General features: G+C 47.0%; 16 protein-coding genes. 7 read left to right on the forward strand and 9 right to left on the reverse strand.

Annotated elements, in window-relative coordinates:
* The first annotated feature begins 47 nt into the window (after nt 1-47).
* Complete coding sequence (lpdA, locus tag ACUALS_RS02505; protein ID WP_005475672.1) at nt 48-1,475, forward strand: dihydrolipoyl dehydrogenase; 1,428 nt, start codon at nt 48-50, stop codon at nt 1,473-1,475.
* A gap of 115 nt (nt 1,476-1,590) precedes the next feature.
* On the opposite strand, the gene ACUALS_RS02510 is transcribed toward lpdA, so the two are convergent.
* Entirely contained in the window at nt 1,591-2,205 is a 615-nt protein-coding gene (locus ACUALS_RS02510; RefSeq protein WP_005475688.1) for a LuxR/HapR/OpaR family quorum-sensing transcriptional regulator, read from the reverse strand.
* A 301-nt stretch (nt 2,206-2,506) separates the two neighbouring features.
* On the opposite strand from ACUALS_RS02510, the gene hpt reads away from it, so the two are divergent.
* On the forward strand, nt 2,507-3,037 hold the full coding sequence (gene hpt / locus ACUALS_RS02515) for a hypoxanthine phosphoribosyltransferase (protein WP_038137618.1): 531 nt from the start codon (nt 2,507-2,509) through the stop codon (nt 3,035-3,037).
* 70 nt (nt 3,038-3,107) lie between these two features.
* On the opposite strand, the gene can is transcribed toward hpt, so the two are convergent.
* Nucleotides 3,108-3,776: a carbonate dehydratase gene (can, locus tag ACUALS_RS02520; protein WP_005475685.1), complete on the reverse strand. Its 669-nt coding sequence runs from the start codon at nt 3,774-3,776 to the stop codon at nt 3,108-3,110.
* Between the two features lie 357 nt (nt 3,777-4,133).
* Here can and ACUALS_RS02525 point away from each other — a divergent pair, with 357 nt between their 5' ends.
* From ACUALS_RS02525 to ACUALS_RS02535, 3 genes are all read left to right on the forward strand, one after another.
* A complete protein-coding gene (locus ACUALS_RS02525; RefSeq protein ID WP_039625215.1) occupies nt 4,134-5,804 on the forward strand; it encodes a SulP family inorganic anion transporter in 1,671 nt (556 codons plus the stop codon).
* A 159-nt stretch (nt 5,805-5,963) separates the two neighbouring features.
* Nucleotides 5,964-6,881: an ABC transporter ATP-binding protein gene (locus ACUALS_RS02530; protein ID WP_454448786.1), complete on the forward strand. Its 918-nt coding sequence runs from the start codon at nt 5,964-5,966 to the stop codon at nt 6,879-6,881.
* Between the two features lies 1 nt (nt 6,882).
* Nucleotides 6,883-7,653, forward strand: coding sequence for an ABC transporter permease (locus tag ACUALS_RS02535; RefSeq protein WP_005475692.1), 771 nt, complete (start codon nt 6,883-6,885; stop codon nt 7,651-7,653).
* Between the two features lie 70 nt (nt 7,654-7,723).
* Here ACUALS_RS02535 and panC read toward each other — a convergent pair whose 3' ends face one another.
* The 7 genes from panC to sfsA form a co-directional block, all read right to left on the reverse strand.
* On the reverse strand, nt 7,724-8,626 hold the full coding sequence (panC, locus tag ACUALS_RS02540) for a pantoate--beta-alanine ligase (protein ID WP_454448787.1): 903 nt from the start codon (nt 8,624-8,626) through the stop codon (nt 7,724-7,726).
* Between the two features lie 11 nt (nt 8,627-8,637).
* Entirely contained in the window at nt 8,638-9,432 is a 795-nt protein-coding gene (panB, locus tag ACUALS_RS02545; RefSeq protein ID WP_005475655.1) for a 3-methyl-2-oxobutanoate hydroxymethyltransferase, read from the reverse strand.
* 22 nt (nt 9,433-9,454) lie between these two features.
* A complete protein-coding gene (folK, locus tag ACUALS_RS02550) occupies nt 9,455-9,940 on the reverse strand; it encodes a 2-amino-4-hydroxy-6-hydroxymethyldihydropteridine diphosphokinase (RefSeq protein ID WP_039486427.1) in 486 nt (161 codons plus the stop codon).
* Nucleotides 9,940-11,304 (reverse strand): polynucleotide adenylyltransferase PcnB, encoded by a 1,365-nt coding sequence (gene pcnB / locus ACUALS_RS02555; RefSeq protein ID WP_038214584.1) that lies wholly within the window; start codon nt 11,302-11,304, stop codon nt 9,940-9,942. Before pcnB ends, folK begins: the two co-directional genes overlap by 1 nt.
* Nucleotides 11,305-11,384: 80 nt before the next feature.
* Nucleotides 11,385-12,275, reverse strand: a complete 891-nt coding sequence (gene gluQRS, locus ACUALS_RS02560; RefSeq protein ID WP_454448788.1) for a tRNA glutamyl-Q(34) synthetase GluQRS — start codon at nt 12,273-12,275, stop codon at nt 11,385-11,387.
* Between the two features lie 62 nt (nt 12,276-12,337).
* A complete protein-coding gene (dksA, locus tag ACUALS_RS02565) occupies nt 12,338-12,784 on the reverse strand; it encodes an RNA polymerase-binding protein DksA (RefSeq protein ID WP_005475686.1) in 447 nt (148 codons plus the stop codon).
* Nucleotides 12,785-12,921: 137 nt separating this feature from the next.
* Nucleotides 12,922-13,635: a DNA/RNA nuclease SfsA gene (sfsA, locus tag ACUALS_RS02570; protein ID WP_454448789.1), complete on the reverse strand. Its 714-nt coding sequence runs from the start codon at nt 13,633-13,635 to the stop codon at nt 12,922-12,924.
* Nucleotides 13,636-13,690: 55 nt separating this feature from the next.
* Between sfsA and hrpB the strand changes: the two genes are divergently transcribed.
* Entirely contained in the window at nt 13,691-16,150 is a 2,460-nt protein-coding gene (gene hrpB / locus ACUALS_RS02575; RefSeq protein ID WP_454448790.1) for an ATP-dependent helicase HrpB, read from the forward strand.
* Between the two features lie 2 nt (nt 16,151-16,152).
* The gene (gene mrcB / locus ACUALS_RS02580; protein ID WP_454448791.1) at nt 16,153-18,519 is read left to right on the forward strand and encodes a penicillin-binding protein 1B; all 2,367 of its coding nucleotides are present in this window, start codon (nt 16,153-16,155) and stop codon (nt 18,517-18,519) included.
* Nucleotides 18,520-18,585 lie beyond the last annotated feature (66 nt).

Here is an 18,585-nt window from a genome sequence, read left to right on the forward strand (position 1 = left end):
TCAATACCCACTCAGCCTGTTAGGGATTATGACTACAAGAGGTCAAAATGAGCAAAGAAATTAAAGCCCAAGTAGTAGTACTTGGTGCAGGTCCTGCTGGTTACTCTGCCGCATTCCGTTGTGCAGACTTAGGTCTAGAAACTGTTCTTATTGAACGTTACAGCACTCTTGGTGGTGTTTGTTTGAACGTGGGTTGTATCCCATCGAAAGCACTACTACACGTATCTAAAGTTATCGAAGAAGCGAAAGCACTTGCTGAGCACGGCATCGTGTTTGGTGAGCCGCAAACTGATATCGACAAGATCCGTAAGTGGAAAGAAAAAGTTATCAACCAACTAACTGGCGGTCTTGGCGGTATGGCTAAGATGCGTAAAGTTAACGTGGTTAACGGTTTTGGTAAATTTACTGGTCCTAACACGATTGAAGTGGATGGTGAAGAAGGCAAAACAGTCGTTAACTTTGACAACGCGATCGTTGCAGCGGGCTCTCGTCCAATCAAACTGCCATTTATCCCACATGAAGACCCACGTATTTGGGACTCAACTGACGCACTTGAACTGAAAGAAGTTCCTGGAAAACTGCTTATCATGGGCGGTGGTATCATCGGTCTAGAAATGGGTACGGTTTACCACTCTCTAGGTTCTCAAATCGACGTTGTTGAAATGTTCGACCAAGTTATCCCAGCTGCGGATAAAGATATCGTGAAAGTTTACACTAAGCGTATCAAGAACAAGTTCAACCTAATGCTTGAAACCAAAGTAACAGCAGTTGAAGCGAAAGAAGACGGTATCTACGTTTCAATGGAAGGCAAAAAAGCACCAGCAGAAGCTGAGCGCTACGATGCTGTTCTAGTTGCTATCGGTCGTGTACCTAACGGTCAACTTCTTGATGCAGAAAAAGCTGGTCTAGAAGTCGATGAGCGCGGTTTCATCAACGTTGATAAGCAGATGCGTACTAACGTTCCTCACATCTTTGCTATCGGTGATATCGTTGGTCAACCAATGCTTGCGCACAAAGGCGTGCATGAAGGTCACGTTGCTGCTGAAGTTATTGCTGGTAAGAAGCACTACTTCGACCCTAAAGTTATTCCTTCAATTGCTTACACAGAGCCAGAAGTGGCGTGGGTTGGTAAGACTGAGAAAGAAGCGAAAGCTGAAGGCATCAACTACGAAACAGCGACATTCCCATGGGCTGCTTCAGGCCGTGCAATCGCATCTGATTGTGCAGATGGTATGACTAAGCTTATCTTCGACAAAGAGACTCACCGCGTGATTGGTGGTGCTATCGTTGGTACTAACGGTGGTGAACTACTAGGTGAAATCGGTCTTGCAATCGAGATGGGTTGTGATGCAGAAGATATCGCACTAACTATCCACGCTCACCCAACTCTACATGAATCTGTTGGTCTGGCGGCGGAAGTGTTTGAAGGGACGATCACTGACCTTCCAAACCCGAAAGCGAAAAAGAAAAAGTAATTTTTCTTGAAGATTGATAGTAAAAAACCGCTGATGATTCAGCGGTTTTTTTATACCTGACAGAAATAAAAAAAGCTGATACCTGAGTATCAGCTTTACCCGTAGTGAGCTTTGATCAGTGATCACGTTTGTAGATGCACAGCATATCCAAGTAACTTTGGGTTAGCTTAGACAGTGCATCTGTGTTTTGTACGCGATTGGCTTGTACAAACAGCGAGTAACAAATGCCGTGGAACAGTGTTGCAAGATCGGCTGGATCATGCTGGTCACAGACTTCACCACGTTCAATCGCTTTGATAAACATGTTCTGTACTAGAAGCTGATTTGTGCGGTTAGTGGTGACAAACAGTGGCCATACTTCATCGCGCGTTGATGCACTCCACTCAAACCACACTTTTAGCCAGTGGCAATCATTGGCAACTAGGTTCACCATTGCCGATGTGAGGTTCTCTAGGTTGTCTTTCGCGTGCAGATCTAAATCAATATTGTCCGATAGAAAATTCGAGAACTGACGCACGACATAGTTTAGTACGTCATCAACGAGATCTTCACGAGTCGGGAAGTAGTTAAATACGGTTGCGACTGAAACCTGAGCGATTTCAGCAATATCTGCGTGACCTCCACGTCCGATACCACGACGAGCAAATACCTCTAGAGAAATCTCCATCAGTTGCTGTTTACGTTTTTGCGGAGACAGACGCGTGCGCGGTCTTTTCGCTATTGAGTCCATATCAATATCCTTGCCAATTGAGTTGTTTGTATTGGGCTTTGCCCTATTTAGTATTTTATTATTTGCTTAGAAGCATAATGAGTGTAATGGTGCATATAAAGAAGGTCAACGTTTTCAGTACACTTTATAACCACAATTGTTAATATACGTGCGGAACGTCATAGGGTTTAGTTGATGTGTGTGGCTTTTCTGATGCATGAGACTCTTTCTTTGTTGTTCCGCAATCGTTAAACTAGGCGCTTGAATACATCAGCTACTATTTCAGAAATGAATGTTAGCCCACGCGATAAATGAGATTGGTATGAAACATACAGTAGAAGTAATGATTTCTGAGCAAGAAGTCAGCGAACGAGTGAAAGAGTTAGGCAAACAAATCAGTGAACACTACAAAGGCAGCGAGGATCTTGTTCTTGTTGGTCTTCTACGTGGTTCATTTGTGTTTATGGCTGATTTGGCTCGTGCGATTGATCTGACTCACCAAGTCGATTTCATGACAGCATCGAGCTACGGTAATACCATGGAAAGTTCACGCGATGTTCGTATTCTTAAAGATCTTGATGATGACATCAAAGGCAAAGACGTTTTACTTGTTGAAGACATTATCGATACAGGTAATACCTTGAACAAAGTGAAAGAGATCCTGACACTGCGTGAGCCAAAGTCAGTTGAGATATGTACTCTTTTGGATAAACCATCTCGTAGAGAAGTGGATGTCGATGTTAAGTGGATTGGCTTCGAAATTCCTGATGAGTTTGTTGTCGGTGTGGGTATCGACTACGCGCAGAAATACCGCCATCTACCATACATCGGTAAAGTTGTGCCTCAAGAGTAAATCAGTTCAGTAAGACAGATGCAAAAACGCCCGTGAAAGGTTCACGGGCGTTCTTTTTCAGGCTTGGTAGTTATCGGCAAAGAAGCTGCTGATCTGGATTGAGAATAGACTCCATCGCTTTTTGATATGAGGTTTCGACACTTTCCCTTGAGCTAGAACGCACCCCCAAGTACTGCAACTTACCATCGCCAATGCCGTAGACAACGCCATGAATCTCGACGTCTTGGCCGCGCTCCCAAGCATTTTGCATAATCGTTGAGTTCCCCAAGTTATACACTTGCTCTGCGACGTTGATCTCTCCGAGCTTATCAGCTTTATCTTCCGGTGCCATGCGATCTAGGTAGTCCCTATGCTTGAAGTACAAATCGCGAATGTGCAACAGCCAGTTATTGATCAGCCCCAGTTGTGGGTTATCTATGGCCGCATTGACCCCGCCGCAGCCATAGTGTCCGCAGACGATGATGTGTTTGACCTTGAGTACGTCAACCGCGTATTGAACAACAGATAAACAGTTAAGGTCGGTATGGATTACCTGATTCGCAACGTTGCGGTGGACGAACAATTCACCAGAATAAAGCCCCGTTAAACGTTCAGCAGGTACTCGGCTATCAGAACAACCAATCCAGAGGAATCCGGGGTTTTGACCTTCTTCAAGTTTCGTGAAGTATTCTGGTCGCTCAGCTTTAATTGACTCAGACCATTTCGAGTTATTTTCAAATAGCTGTTTAATTTCCGGCATCTCGTTCGCAATCCTTAAAAAATTCTTGCACCACTATACACAATGTTACAATTTCGTTCCTATGATAATTGCTCGAAAAGGCACTCATCTGACGTGTTTGAGCGCTAAAAATCATAAACTTAGCACTCATCCTAACCAAAGGTTATAAAGTATGAGTTATGAGATGTAATTAACACTTATCTCTACTAGATAACATTTGGTAAAGTGATGAAAATAGCGACATTTCGCAGCAAATCGCTAATATTTCTCGTTATGTTTCGCTACAAAAAGAGTGGTTATTGGGCTTATTTTTTGAGCCTGTATAGGATAACCCAGAAGTAAGGTGTCGTAGCCAAATTTTAAGCATGGAGCTGAGTTGTGTTTGGAAGTCGTTTTGAAGATATCAATCTCAAAGGAGATCTGTTTGGTGGTGTGACTACCGCCATCATCTCCTTACCATTAGCACTGGCATTTGGTGTCGCCTCAGGAGCTGGCGCTGAAGCCGGGCTTTGGGGAGCCATAATGGTGGGGCTGTTTGCCTCACTTTTTGGTGGCTCGAATACGTTAATATCCGAGCCTACTGGCCCTATGACGGTGATCATGACTGCCGTTTTAACCAGTATGATGGCGAAGTACCCTGAGACGGGGATGGCAATGACGTTCACTGTCGTGATGATGGCAGGTGCGTTTCAGATCTTGCTGGGTACGCTAAAGTTAGGAAAGTACGTAACTTTGATGCCATATAGCGTCATCTCCGGGTTTATGTCGGGGATTGGCGTGATTCTGATTATTCTCCAATTATCCCCCCTCCTGGGTCACGCTGCCCCTGCTGGCGGTGTGATTGGCACCTTATCTGCGTTACCTGATACGGTCGCCAATATGAAATTCAGTGAGCTATTTCTTGGCTTGCTGACTCTCGGGATCTTGTTTTTCTTTCCTAAGCGTTATCGTAAGTACGTTCCAGCTCAACTGGTCGCGCTTGTCGCTGTCACACTGCTTTCCGTCATTCTATTTGATACAGACTCGATTCGTCGTATTGGTGAAATTCCTGCAGGACTGCCTTCTTTAGTGATACCGCACATCGATGCGTCTATGTTTACAGAAATGGTCATTGATGCTTTGGTGCTCGGTACTCTTGGTTGTATTGATACCTTGTTGACCGCGGTTATCGGTGACTCATTAACACGGAAAGAACACGATTCAGACAAAGAGCTTCGTGGCCAAGGCTTAGCGAACATGATTTCCGGTTTGTTTGGTGCATTGCCAGGTGCTGGTGCGACTATGGGGACAGTCACAAACATTCAAGTTGGTGCTCGTTCGCCTCTGTCTGGCGTAATTCGTGCGCTAATGCTTGCATTAGTTGTACTGGTAGCCGGAGGCCTAACTGAGCCGATTCCGATGGCGGTTCTGGCGGGTATTGCGGTTTATGTTGGTTTCAACATCCTTGATTGGAGTTTTATCCAGCGTGCTCACCGAGTCAGTTTTGCCGGTATGGCGATTATGTACGGCGTGATGCTGCTGACTGTGTTTGTCGATTTGATTGTGGCCGTTGGTTTGGGGGTATTTATCTCAAACATCATCATTATCGAGCGTTTGAGTCGTGAACAAGCGCGTCAAGTGAAAGCGATCAGTGATGCGGATGAAGATGACGTACCGCTGTCTGACAGTGAACGCGGCTTGTTAGATATGGCCAATGGTAAAGTATTGTTCTTCTACTTGTCAGGGCCGATGATATTTAGTGTGTCGAAAGCGATTTCACGTCAGCACACCAGTATTTCTGATTATGAGGTGATGATCCTCGATTTGACCGACGTTCCGATGATCGACGTTACCGTGGGACTTGCCTTGGAAAATGCAATTAAAGATGCGCAAGATGCTAACTGTGAAGTGTATTTATTGTGTCCTAATGAAAAAACGCGCCAGCAACTGGAGAAGTTCCATGTGCTTGATTTGGTACCTGCTGCCAACACTTATAAATTCCGCTATGAAGCGCTTAAAGCGGCTATTCGTCATGTAGATACAGATGAAGGTCAGCCAGAGCGAGTTTAGCCACTAATTTTTAGAGAATGTCACTCCACGCCGCAGACGTTTCTGCGGCGTTTTTTTTGAATAATTTTTATATTTCTAAAATATTCGAAAGGTTTAATTGTAATCATCGTTACTCAACGATAAACTAATTTGGTTAATTCAAAGAAACGATAGTTTGTTATGTATGCATTAGAGATTGAACAGCTGCGTAAGACCTACGCAGGTGGGTTTGAAGCACTGAAAGGCGTCAGCCTAAATGTGGAAAAAGGGGACTTTTACGCACTGCTTGGTCCCAATGGCGCGGGTAAATCGACCACCATTGGCGTCATCTCCTCTTTGGTCAACAAGACATCAGGTAACGTTAAGGTATTCGGTTTTGATATTGATAGCGATTTAGAACTCGCAAAGCAAAACCTAGGCTTGGTGCCGCAAGAATTTAATTTCAACCAATTTGAAACGGTGAAACAGATCGTCATGCAGCAAGCGGGCTACTACGGGGTATCTAAATCACTGGCGGAAGAAAGGGCTGAAAAGTACTTAACTAAACTCGATTTGTGGGGAAAGCGTAACGAACGTGCAAGAAATCTATCTGGCGGAATGAAGCGCCGTTTGATGATTGCTCGAGCGCTGATGCATGAGCCGCAACTACTGATTTTGGATGAGCCGACCGCAGGGGTGGATATCGAGCTGCGTCGTTCAATGTGGGAGTTTCTTAAAGAAATTAACTCTGAGCAAGGGATTACCATCATACTCACCACTCACTATTTAGAAGAGGCGGAGATGTTGTGTCGCAACATCGGCATCATCAACAAAGGTGAGTTGATTGAAAACACCACCATGAAAAGTCTGCTTAACAAACTGCAGGTGGAGACCTTTATTCTTGATTTGGAAGATGGTGCGCCTGAACCAAGACTCGAGGGTGTCAACAAGCAGCAGTTTAGCGCGGGCTCGTTAGAGATTGAAATTGAGAAAACACAAGGGCTTAACGGTATTTTTACTCAGTTGACCGAACAAGGGGTGAAGGTGTTATCAATGCGCAATAAGGCCAACCGATTGGAAGAGCTGTTCGTTAGTATTGTGAGAGAGGGGAGCGAATAACATGTATCAGTTGTATTGGACCGCTTTTCGCAGTTTATTAGCCAAAGAGATCAATCGCTTTACCCGTATTTGGGTGCAAACCTTGGTTCCACCGGCGATCACCATGACGCTATACTTCATCATTTTTGGCAGCTTGATCGGCTCTAGAATTGGCGAGATGAACGGTTTTAGCTACATGGAGTACATTGTTCCTGGCTTGATTATGATGTCGGTGATTACTAACTCATACTCGAATGTAGCATCATCATTTTTCAGTGCTAAGTTCCAAAAAAACATTGAAGAGTTGCTGGTTGCGCCTGTACCCAACTATGTGATCATATTAGGGTTTGTGATGGGCGGGGTAGTGCGAGGTTTGCTCGTCGGCACCATCGTTACGGTTGTCTCACTACTGTTTGTTGATCTTCAAGTTGAGCACTGGGGGATTATCATCGCGACTGTATTTATGACCTCTGTCGTGTTTGCTTTGGGGGGCTTGATCAATGCGGTGTTCGCGAAGACGTTTGATGATATCTCGATCATCCCGACTTTTGTCTTAACACCTTTGACCTATCTTGGTGGCGTGTTTTACTCCATCAGCTTGTTACCTGAGTTTTGGCAGGGTGTGTCGAAAATCAATCCGATCGTCTACATGGTTAACGCATTCCGCTACGGCTTTTTGGGGGTATCTGATGTTGGAATCGTCACCTCATTTGGAGTGTTGAGTATTTTCGTTGTTGTGTTGTACGCGATCGCGCACTACTTAGTGACTAAGGGGATCGGCTTAAGAAGCTAGTTGACGAGTTCATTTGAATCAAAAAAGGCTTGGTGCGCAGCACCAAGCCTTTTTAAACGATAGTAGGCGATTACTCGCTCTTTTCATCAGAGGTTGACTTTTCTTCCTCTTCTTTTGTTTCCACTGTCATCTCAACCACTTGGTTATCGATAAGACGTGCCTTGCCTAAGAATGCAGACATCAGAATCACGGCTTGAGTGGTTTCGGCTGTAATCGCTTGGAGCGTGCGAGCATCGCGGATAAAGATTTCATCAGGCTGGAGACCTGCGGCACGCAGCTGATCGCTGGCATCTTCAATCACAGAGGCGTAGTCATCACGACCACCGCGGATTGCGCTGCTGATCCAACGCATGGTACGAGCCAATACTGGTGCGCGCTGACGCTCATCTAAAGTCAACAGACCGTTGCGAGAGCTCATTGCAAGACCATCCATTTCACGAACTGTTGGCACACCAATGATCTCGATATCGAGCGCTAAGTCTTCAGTCATTTTTCTAATGACGGCTAACTGTTGAAAATCTTTTTCGCCAAAGCAAGCCACATCGGGCTGAACAATGTTGAACAGCTTGGTGACTATTGTTGATACGCCACGGAAATGACCTGGGCGTGATGCACCTTCTAGAATGGTCGATAAACCTGGAACATCAACCGATGTCTGTTTATCTAGCCCTTCTGGGTAGATGATTTCAGGCGTTGGGGTGAAGACCAATTCTACCGCCTCACCGCTTAGCTTGGTGAGGTCATCTTCTAATGTGCGAGGGTAGTTATTGAGATCGTCAGCACGTTCAAACTGCATAGGGTTAACGAAAATACTCACCACAACCACATCAGCGTTCTCGCGAGCTTTGCGTACTAACGTTAAGTGACCTTCGTGTAGGTTGCCCATTGTTGGTACAAACGCGATTGTTCGGCCATCTCTTTTATACTGTTTAATTTGCTCACGAAGAGCAGCAATTTCAGCAAAAGTTTGCATGAACATTATCCTCAGGCAATAGTGTGTGCGTCGTCAGGGAACGCACCGCTCTCAACGTCTTGTTTGTATTTGGCAACAGCTTTACGCATGTCTCCGGTTTCAGCAAGGAAGTTTTTCGAGAACTTTGGCATGTAGTTAGCGGCAATACCAAACATGTCGTGCATCACTAAGATTTGACCGTCTGTCACGTTACCCGCACCAATACCAATCACCGGCACATCACACACTTCTGTGATGCGAGCTGCCAGCTCTTTAGGTACACATTCCAGTAGGATGATTTGCGCGCCTGCCTCTTGGAGCGCTAGGGCATCGCGAACCATGCGATCCGCTTTTTCTTGGTCGCGGCCTTGTACCTTGAAGCCACCAAAAATGTTGACTGACTGAGGCGTTAAGCCAAGATGAGCACAAACTGGTACGGCACGCTCTGTCAGCATTTTTACGGTCTCGACTAACCAGTCGCCACCTTCGATTTTCACCATATTTGCACCCGCACGCATTAGCTTTCCTGCGTTCTCACACGCTTGCTCAGGCGTTGCGTAACTCATAAATGGCATATCAGCCATTAGAAGGCAGTTTGGGCTTCCTGCGCGTACACAGCGCGTGTGGTAGGCTAACTCTTCTACTGTGACTGGCAGCGTTGACGATTCTCCTTGAAGAACCATGCCAAGTGAATCACCGACGAGTAGCACGGGCATTTCTTGGCTTTCAAACAGCTGCGCAAAACTTGCGTCATAAGCGGTAGAAGTGGCAAATTTACGACCTTCCTGCTTCCATTTCATCAGATCGCTAATGGTTATTTTTTTCATGATTTTTCCTTATAGGAGTTGGCTATGATTGCCAAATACGCAGACCGTTTTGCTCAACGACTTTAAGTAAGTCTTCCAGTCTGGTCCCACATGGGAGGGTTAAATTTGGTGCGATTTCGGCAAGCGGGTAGAGCACAAACTCGCGCTCTTTCATTCCATAGTGGGGAACGACGAGACGCTCCGAATCAATCACCTCATTGCCGTAAAGAATGATGTCGAGATCTAAGGTTCTTGGGCCCCAGCGCTCTTCTTTACGGACGCGCCCTTGTTCTAGTTCAATGGCTTGTGTGCAATCGAGTAGCTCAAGTGGCGTTAATTCTGTTTTTATTTCAACAACGGCATTAATGTAGTCAGGCTGATCCTGCGGCCCCATGGGCGTACTGCTGTATAAGCTAGAGGCTCGTACAAACTCTGAGCGAGGCAGGCTTTTGAGCGCTTGAATGGCTTCATTCGCTTGAGTGACAGGATCGGCAAGATTACTACCAACCGCAATAAAGACGGTGTTCATCATGACGCTTTCGACTTTTTCTTGCGATACGTTTTACGGCGACGCTGTCTTGGCTTTTCATCGCTGCTGGCATCTAAATCTGCCACCATGGCTTGACGCATGTTGCGACCCGCATTTTGGAAGGTTTCCCACCATTTGGCGAGTTGCTGGGTTTCGCCTTGCTCAATTTCACCGCGCATTTCTAAGAAATCGAAGCCTGCACGGAACTTATTGAGCTCCATTAGGCGGAACGCTCGTTTACCATTGCGGCGAGGCATGCGAAGCTGCAGTTGCCAAATTTCGCGGATGGTCGCGGTGTGGCGACGAGGAATGGCGATGGAACGAACTTGATCATCGAGAACTTGGTTGCTCGCTTCCATGATTGCATCGTAGTAAGCGAGTTTACGTTTCTCCATCAACTGCTGCGCTTTTGCTTGTAGTGGATACCACAGCATGGCGGCGAACATAAACGCAGGGTTGATACGTTTACCTTCTTCGATACGTTGATCGGTCGAATCGAGAACCAAATCTAGCATCTGCTCAGTTGGTGAGTCGTACTCTTCAGTGAAGAACTCGGCGATGGTTGGGAACAGTTGCTGAAACAAGTTGTATTCACGCATCAGGTGGTAGGTTTCTAGACCGTGGCCTGATTGCAGCATCTTGAGTGATTCTTCGTAGAGTCGTGCTGGTGGAATATCGCGCAGTAAGACTGCCATATCTTCGATTGGCGCTGCGGTATCTTCCTCGATGTCGAAGTCTAATTTTACCGCGAATCGAATTGCGCGCAGCATACGGACTGGATCTTCGCGATAACGCGTTTCAGGATCGCCAATCAGACGAACCAATTTGTCCTCAAGATCTTCGACGCCGCCTGCATAATCGTGAATTGAGTAGTCGGCAATGCTGTAGTACATCGCATTGATGGTAAAGTCGCGACGCTCGGCGTCTTCATCAATCGTGCCGTACACATTGTCACGGAGCAGCATCCCTTCTTTGGATTGCTGAGAAACGTTCTTGCTCGGTTCTTGGTGGTGACCGCGGAATGTGGCGACTTCAATGATATCGCGACCAAACATAATGTGCGCGAGACGGAATCGGCGTCCGATTAGGCGACAGTTTTTAAATAACTGGCGAATTTGCTCTGGCGTTGCGTTGGTCGCAATGTCAAAGTCTTTTGGTTGTTGGCCGAGTAGAAGGTCTCGAACTCCGCCCCCAACAAGATATGCGTCAAAGCCTGCTCCATGAAGTCTGTACAGCACTTTCAGTGCATTATCACTGATCTTCTTACGAGAGACGTTGTGCTCTTGGCGAGTGATGATATTCAGAGAAAGCTCTGGGTATATGTTCTTTTCGCTTGGTGTATCGTCGTTTTTGTTCATGTGCATCTGGCAATAATATGGTGAAAACCAACCTTGCTACAGGCTTAATTTGTGCCTAATAAGGCGAATTTGCGGCTAATAATAGCTTACGGCGAGCGGTTTGAGAATCTTGGTGTGATCTCGATCGATGCTGGCAACTGCTGCAAGTGCCAATTTTTAACGCCCCAATCAATGATCTCACCCACGCTCAGCTGTTTGATATCTTGTGGTATTTCAAAGCCTAAAAAGCGCATTGCGTCTAACAGAGCGGGCTTTGGATTGCGATTATCAATGGCTGGCGCATGATTCTGCTTGGACAACTTCTGACCATTGTCTCCTAGCGCCAGTGGAAGATGAAGATAGCTCACAGGCTCTTTGCCTAACATATGATACAAGCTAATTTGGCGTCCTGTAGGTTCAATCAGGTCGGCGCCACGAACCACTTCCGTGATGCCTTGGTCAATGTCATCCAATACTACCGCAAGGTTGTAAGCAAATAACCCATCGCGGCGTTTTATAATGAAATCTTCATCTGCTAGGGCGGTTGGAATCGTCAGTTGACCGTGCTTCTCATCTTCAAACTGATAGATAGGATGTGTCATTTTTAGGCGAATGGCACAATTATCTGGCTCATTGAGCGTTAAATCACGGCAAGTGCCTTGATAAAAGCCACCCGTTGCTTTGATTTGTTTGCGTGTACATTGGCAGTAGTACGCTTGACCTGATTGCAGCCAGTGTTCGATTTGGTTCTGGTATAAGTCATGGCGTTGGCTTTGATAAACGACTTCGCCATCCCACTGTAGTTGGTACGCTTCCAGTGTCTCAAGGATTAAGCTAGCCGCCCCGGGCATCTCTCTAGGAGGGTCAAGATCTTCAATTCGAACCAACCATTGACCTTGCTGTGACTTGGCTTGGAAGTAACTGCCTAACGCGGCAACTAAAGAGCCAAAGTGCAAAGGTCCAGAAGGTGATGGGGCAAAACGGCCAATGTAACTCATAGCAATTCACTAAACCAAAAAGGGAGCGAATGCTCCCTTTATAATTAACAGAATGGAGGTGATTAACCTTGCATTTGTTTCTCTTTGATCTCTGCAAGTGTTTTACAGTCGATACAAAGGTCTGCAGTTGGACGGGCTTCCAAACGACGGATGCCAATCTCAATGCCACAAGAATCACAGAAACCAAACTCATCTTCTTCGATTTTGTTTAGTGTCTTTTCAATCTTCTTGATTAGACGGCGCTCACGGTCACGGTTTCGCAGTTCAAGGCTGAACTCTTCTTCTTGAGACGCGCGGTCAACTGGATCTGGGAAATTCGCTGCTTCATCCTGCATGTGGTGAACAGTGCGATCAACTTCTTCCCTGAGCTGGTTGCGCCAAGCTGTCAAAATTTTTGTAAAATGAGCCATTTGCTCTGGTGACATGTATTCTTCACCAGCCTTCTCTTGATATGGCTCAACCCCTGCAATGGCTAGGATGCCTAGCGCTTTTTTCTTTGATTCTGGCATGCAGCATCTCCTACTAACACCTAGTCAACTGCGCTCGCAGTTAATTTAAGGCGGGTATCTATAGCAAAAAGAACTTATAGAGGCAAACTCTGAATCGTAAAGTTGTTGTCAATGTGAAGGTGACACCACTTTTTCTGTCAATTGATAAATTCAATTGCGTTGACCAGTTTCATCTCTGAGTTGGAAAGTTCGGCCTTGTAGCACAGGACTTCCACCCCTTGTTCTTGCGCAGTTTTCAGTAATTGTGAATATTTGGCGTCTATATGGTGTGCGGCAGACACTTTTTCAATACCCGAATGTAAAACAGTGAACAAAAGTACCGCTCTATGTCCACTTTGTGCCATTTCTGAGAGTTCTCTCAGATGCTTTTGGCCTCTTGTCGTGACAGCATCGGGGAAATAACCTTGCCCAGCAAGTTTTTCGTCCAGTAAGGTGACACTCTTAACTTCTATATAGCATTTTGGTTTATTTTCTGAATTGAGCAAGATATCGATTCGACTATTTTCATTGCCATATTTTACTTCTGTTTGAAGTTGATCATAGCCTTGCAACTCTCCGATGGTACCTGATTGGATCGCTTCTACTGCCAATTGGTTCGCGCGTGCGGTGTTTATACAAATGCGATGCCCTTGTGCTGTTTCGCTCAACTCCCAGCTGTTGGGGTACTTACGTTTAGGGTTGTCGGAAGTGGAATACCACACGGCATTGCCGGGCGTAGCACACCCCGTCATCGCTCCGGTGTTGGCGCAATGAATGGTGCGCTCACTGCCATCAGGCAAGGTAATGTCAGCGAGAAAGCGCTTGTATCGTTGAATAAGTGTGGCAGGTTCTAATGCGGGCTCGAACTTCATTTGGCACTGTTTTTATGTACAATAGTTGCCAACATTACACCACAAGGCTTTCCCATTGTCACAACTGCCTATTGAAGTCGTGATGCCTGAGTTACTCTCGGGTGTTCGCGACTGCGCTCAACTGATCCTCAAAGCGGCCCCCGGTGCGGGTAAATCGACCCATTTCCCCTTACAGCTCGTCAAACAAGGGGTGATCGCGGGCAAAATCATCATGCTGGAACCCAGAAGGCTGGCGGCGCGTAATATTGCGCGTTATTTGGCTCAGCAGTTGGGCGAGAGTGTTGGCCAGCGAATAGGATATCGAGTTCGTGGCGAAACTAAAGTGAGTGCCACAACCCAACTAGAAATAGTGACAGAAGGGATCCTAACTCGCATGATTCAGTCGGATCCTGAGTTGAACGGAGTGGATCTCATTCTGTTTGATGAGTTTCATGAACGCAGCATCCATGCCGATACGGCACTTGCGTTTTGTTTAGAGATTCAAGAAGCGCTGCGTGATGATCTTAAGCTAGTGGTGATGTCGGCAACGCTCGATCAAGCGGCGCTGTGTCGATTGCTTCCTGAGGCGCGTTATATCGAATCTCAAGGTCGAAGCTATCCAGTTGAGTTTCGCTATCAGCCTGGGAAAGCCAATGATCGCCTTGAAGAGCTAATGAGCAAGCAAATCGCTAGCTTAATGAATCAAGAGAACGGCTCTCTGCTTGCATTTTTGCCTGGTGTGGCTGCCATTAAACGCGTGGAAGAAAGGCTGGTGGGCTTGCCTAAAGACATTCAAATTTGCCCCCTTTATGGCCAGTTAAACTTTGCTCAGCAGCAGATGGCGATTCAACCCGCGGAGCCTGGCAAAAGAAAAGTGGTGTTGGCAACCAATATTGCGGAGACCTCGTTGACCATTGAAGGCATACGTTTGGTGGTAGATTCGGGGCTTGAGCGGGTGGCCAAGTTCGACCTAAAAAGTGGCGTAACACGCCTAGAGCAAGTTCGTATTGCCAAATCTTCAGCCGAGCAACGTGCCGGTCGAGCAGGGCGTTTGGAAGCGGGCATTTGTGTGCGCTTATATAGTGAGAGCCAACTCAATCAACAGCCGGATGTGCCCCCTGCTGAAATTCTTCATTCTGATTTGGCAAACCTAGCGCTTGAGCTCACCCAGTGGGGAGCGCAGGATGTGAATGATTTGCTCTGGCTCGATACCCCGCCAAAAAGTGCCATTGTGCAGGCGCGCTCCCTGTTGAGATCGTTGCATCTGCTCGATGAGAAGGGGCAACTGACCCAAGCGGGATCGCTCGCGGTGACGCTTGGCGTAGAGCCGCGTATTGCCGCGATGCTCTCGACGGCGAAGGCTCACCAATGTATTGATACTGGAGTGATGGTTGCGGCGCTGCTTGAAGAGCCCGAGCGTAATCAAGTCGATTTTTCTCACAGCGTCCATCGCTTTAAGCAAGGGAAACACGCCAAGCAACATCTGGTTGAACAGCGTGCGCGCGCTTTGGCGAAAAAATTATCGGCAGACTTTTCGTTGTCGCGCTGTGATGAATCCTTGGTTGCAGTGCTGTTATCCAGTGCTTTTCCTGATCGCATTGCCAAGGCTCGAGACAATCAAGTCGGACGCTTTCTACTTGCCAATGGCCATGGCGGGGAAATGCGCATGGAAGAAGGGCTATCAAGTTGCGACTATATTGTGGCGATTGAACTGATGCGCAGCCACTCTGATTCTTCAACTATTTTCTCGGCGATCGAACTCAACATTCATCAACTTGAACAGATGTGCCCAGATGCGTTTATCGATCTGGATGTCGTTGATTGGGATGAACAAAAGGGACGCTTAGTCGCTGAGCGCCAGCAAAAGTTAGGTAAGCTCATTGTTTCAAAAGTGGGCCTTCCAGAGCCATCAAACGAAAAAATGACGCAAGCTTTACTCAATTTTATTCGTCGTAAAGGCTTATCAGTATTAAATTGGACGCCAAAAAGTGTTGCGGAGCTAGAGCGATTTCGCTGTGCGGCGGACTGGCTGTCGGAACACAATTGGCCTCAATTGTCGGATGTCGCTTTGCTTGAGCAACTCGATGTTTGGTTAGAGCCTTATTTGACGGGAGTGAGCTCGGTCAAAGCTCTTGGGAAAGTGGATGTTCTGGCTGCATTGACGGCGTTTCTCGGTTGGCCGCTTAATCAAGAGATCGAAGAGTGGCTACCCACACATTACACATTACCGACAGGCACGAAGAAAGCGATTCGCTATCAACAAGGCCAAGAGCCTGTGCTCTCGGTAAGGATGCAAGAAGTCTTTGGTGAGCAAACTTCACCTCAAATTGCTCTTGGTCGAAAGACCATTGTGTTAGAGCTGCTGTCTCCAGCTCAGCGTCCTTTGCAAGTGACGCGGGATCTCGCCAGTTTTTGGCAAGGTGCCTATAAAGAGGTGCAAAAAGAGATGAAAGGGCGTTACCCGAAGCATGTCTGGCCTGACGACCCAGCAACTCATATCGCGACAACTAAGACCAAAAGACAGTTAAATCAGTAATCATGACCAAGAAAAACACCACCACGAGCAGCAAAGCGAAAACGACCAAAAAGCCTGCTCGCAAGCGTGCCAGTACGACAAAAAAACGCACGCCAAAAGCCAAAGCTCAGCGAACATGGTTGAAAACCTTGTGGGGAATCAGTTGGAAGTTGGGGTTAGCAGGATTGGCCGTTTTCCTGTTTGTCGGTATTTATCTAGATAGTGTGGTCAAGCAGCGTTTTGAAGGGCAACTGTTTGATTTACCGACAGTGGTTTACGCGCGTATTCTGCACCTAACACCCGGAGACGCGATTTCCATTCAAGAAGTGCGTAATGAGTTGGATGTGCTGAATTATCGAAAAGTGCGTCAACCTCGTTATCCCGGTGAGTACTCTTCCTCTTCGACCAAGATAGAGTTAATCCGTCGTCCGTTTGAGTTTACGGATGGACCAGAGCCAGATCGCCATGTGATGCTGCATTTCAATCAAGGCGAGTTAACGCGTATTGAGTCCCTCGAGCAAAAAGGTGACATGGGGTACCTTCGTATTGAGCCGAAAATGCTCGGTATGCTAGAGAAAAATCATGATGAGCAACGACTGTTTTTGCGTCGTGACCAGTTCCCTGAAGTGATGGTCGATGCGCTTCTTGTGACAGAAGATCGAAACTTCTACCAACATGATGGCGTATCACCTTTAGCGATTGCGCGAGCGTTAGTGGCCAACGTAAAAGCGGGGCGCACAGTACAAGGCGGCTCGACGTTAACGCAACAGCTAGCGAAAAACATCTTCCTTTCTAGCGACCGAACCTTATGGCGTAAAGTTCGTGAAGCCTACATTGCGCTGATTCTCGATTATCGATACAGCAAAGATCGTATTCTTGAAGCTTATTTGAACGAAGTGTATTTAGGTCAGAGCCGTGGTGAGGCCATCCACGGGTTTGGTTTGGCATCGCGTCTGTATTTTGGTCAGCCGATCCAAGAGCTTCGTATTGACCAGCTTGCGCTGCTAGTCGGTATGGTTAAAGGACCGTCGTATTACAATCCAGTGCGCTTTCCTGAACGAGCGAAAGAACGACGCGATCTCGTCCTTCGCTTGATGATGCAGCAAGGTATCTTGAGTGCCAATCAGTTTGAAATGGCTGCGGATAGACCGCTTGATATCCAAGACAATCCACGTATCGCGAGCCGGCAGCCTGCGTATTTCCAGCAACTTAAAATCGAACTCAACCAAAAAGTCGGTGATGCGTTTCAATCGGATGTCGGTCTGAGAGTGTTTACGTCGCTCGACCCTGTGTCGCAACAAGAGTTAGAAGCCGCCATTGCCAAGAAAGTCCCCGAGCTAGGTATAGTCGCGGGTAAATCGCTGGAGGGCGCGGCGGTTGCAGTGGATCGTCATACCGGTGAAATCCGTGCGATGGTAGGTGGTAAACGGACCGGTTATGATGGATTTAACCGAGCGCTAAATGCCAGTCGACAAATCGGCTCACTGGCCAAACCGGCGGTCTACTTAACGGCCTTAGAGCAACCGGATAAGTATAATCTCGCGACCACTTTGAATGATAAACCGCTGAGCTTAAAAGGCAGCAAAGGCTCCGTTTGGTCCCCTCGCAACTACGATCGAAAATTCCGTGGCGATGTTCCACTCTACATGGCGTTGGCGAAGTCACTCAATGTGCCGACGGTTCAGTTGGGTATGCAGCTTGGTATTCCGAGCGTCGTCGATACGCTAGAAAAACTCGGTGTGGACAGAAACGAAGTGCGTCCGGTGCCCTCGATGTTTTTGGGCTCGTTTACCCTGACGCCGTTCCAGGTGGCGCAGATGTATCAAACGCTGACTAACTCAGGGCGTCGCGCTGAGCTTTCGGCACTTCGCTCTGTGGTTGATCTTGATGGTCAGGTGCTATTCCAATCTCTGCCGCGATCGTCGCAAACGGTCGATCAACAAGCCGCTTGGCTCACCACCTACGCGATGAAGCGTGGAGTTTTGGAAGGCACGGGGCGTTATCTCAATAGTCAATTTGGCTGGGCGGCTTTAGCTGGCAAAACAGGGACCAGTAACGATACTCGCGACAGTTGGTTTGTCGGTGTTGATGGTCGCGAAGTGACGACGATTTGGCTTGGCCGAGACGATAACAAACCAACCAAATTGACAGGCTCAAGTGGCGCGTTGCGAGTGTATGCCGAATACCTGAAGCACCGCATTCCCGAGAAGCTAACACTACCTTGGCCGCAGAATGTTAGCACGGTAGGGTTCGCCAAATCTGCCCAAGGGAACTTGCAACTCGATTGTCAAAACTCGTTTAAATTGCCTATCTGGGATGCAAATGGAAAATTCAAACAACAGTGCGATGATCAACCTGTGCAATGGATAAAAAAACTATTCACATGGTAATCAGTGGGTTATAAGAATAGACTCGATTAACGCTCCATCACTTCATTAGCAAAAGGATTTTAGTGT

The organism is Vibrio sp. NH-7 (genome assembly GCF_053643215.1).

Coding starts and splice junctions, on each gene's coding strand:
- panB (WP_005475655.1), bottom strand. CDS start 9,432: ATGAAAAAAATAACCATTAGCGATCTGATGAAATGGAAGCAGGAAGGT.
- folK (WP_039486427.1), bottom strand. CDS start 9,940: ATGAACACCGTCTTTATTGCGGTTGGTAGTAATCTTGCCGATCCTGTC.
- can (WP_005475685.1), bottom strand. CDS start 3,776: ATGCCGGAAATTAAACAGCTATTTGAAAATAACTCGAAATGGTCTGAG.
- dksA (WP_005475686.1), bottom strand. CDS start 12,784: ATGCCAGAATCAAAGAAAAAAGCGCTAGGCATCCTAGCCATTGCAGGG.
- ACUALS_RS02535 (WP_005475692.1), top strand. CDS start 6,883: ATGTATCAGTTGTATTGGACCGCTTTTCGCAGTTTATTAGCCAAAGAG.
- ACUALS_RS02530 (WP_454448786.1), top strand. CDS start 5,964: ATGTATGCATTAGAGATTGAACAGCTGCGTAAGACCTACGCAGGTGGG.
- lpdA (WP_005475672.1), top strand. CDS start 48: ATGAGCAAAGAAATTAAAGCCCAAGTAGTAGTACTTGGTGCAGGTCCT.
- mrcB (WP_454448791.1), top strand. CDS start 16,153: ATGACCAAGAAAAACACCACCACGAGCAGCAAAGCGAAAACGACCAAA.
- gluQRS (WP_454448788.1), bottom strand. CDS start 12,275: ATGAGTTACATTGGCCGTTTTGCCCCATCACCTTCTGGACCTTTGCAC.
- ACUALS_RS02510 (WP_005475688.1), bottom strand. CDS start 2,205: ATGGACTCAATAGCGAAAAGACCGCGCACGCGTCTGTCTCCGCAAAAA.
- sfsA (WP_454448789.1), bottom strand. CDS start 13,635: ATGAAGTTCGAGCCCGCATTAGAACCTGCCACACTTATTCAACGATAC.
- hpt (WP_038137618.1), top strand. CDS start 2,507: ATGAAACATACAGTAGAAGTAATGATTTCTGAGCAAGAAGTCAGCGAA.
- panC (WP_454448787.1), bottom strand. CDS start 8,626: ATGCAAACTTTTGCTGAAATTGCTGCTCTTCGTGAGCAAATTAAACAG.
- pcnB (WP_038214584.1), bottom strand. CDS start 11,304: ATGCACATGAACAAAAACGACGATACACCAAGCGAAAAGAACATATAC.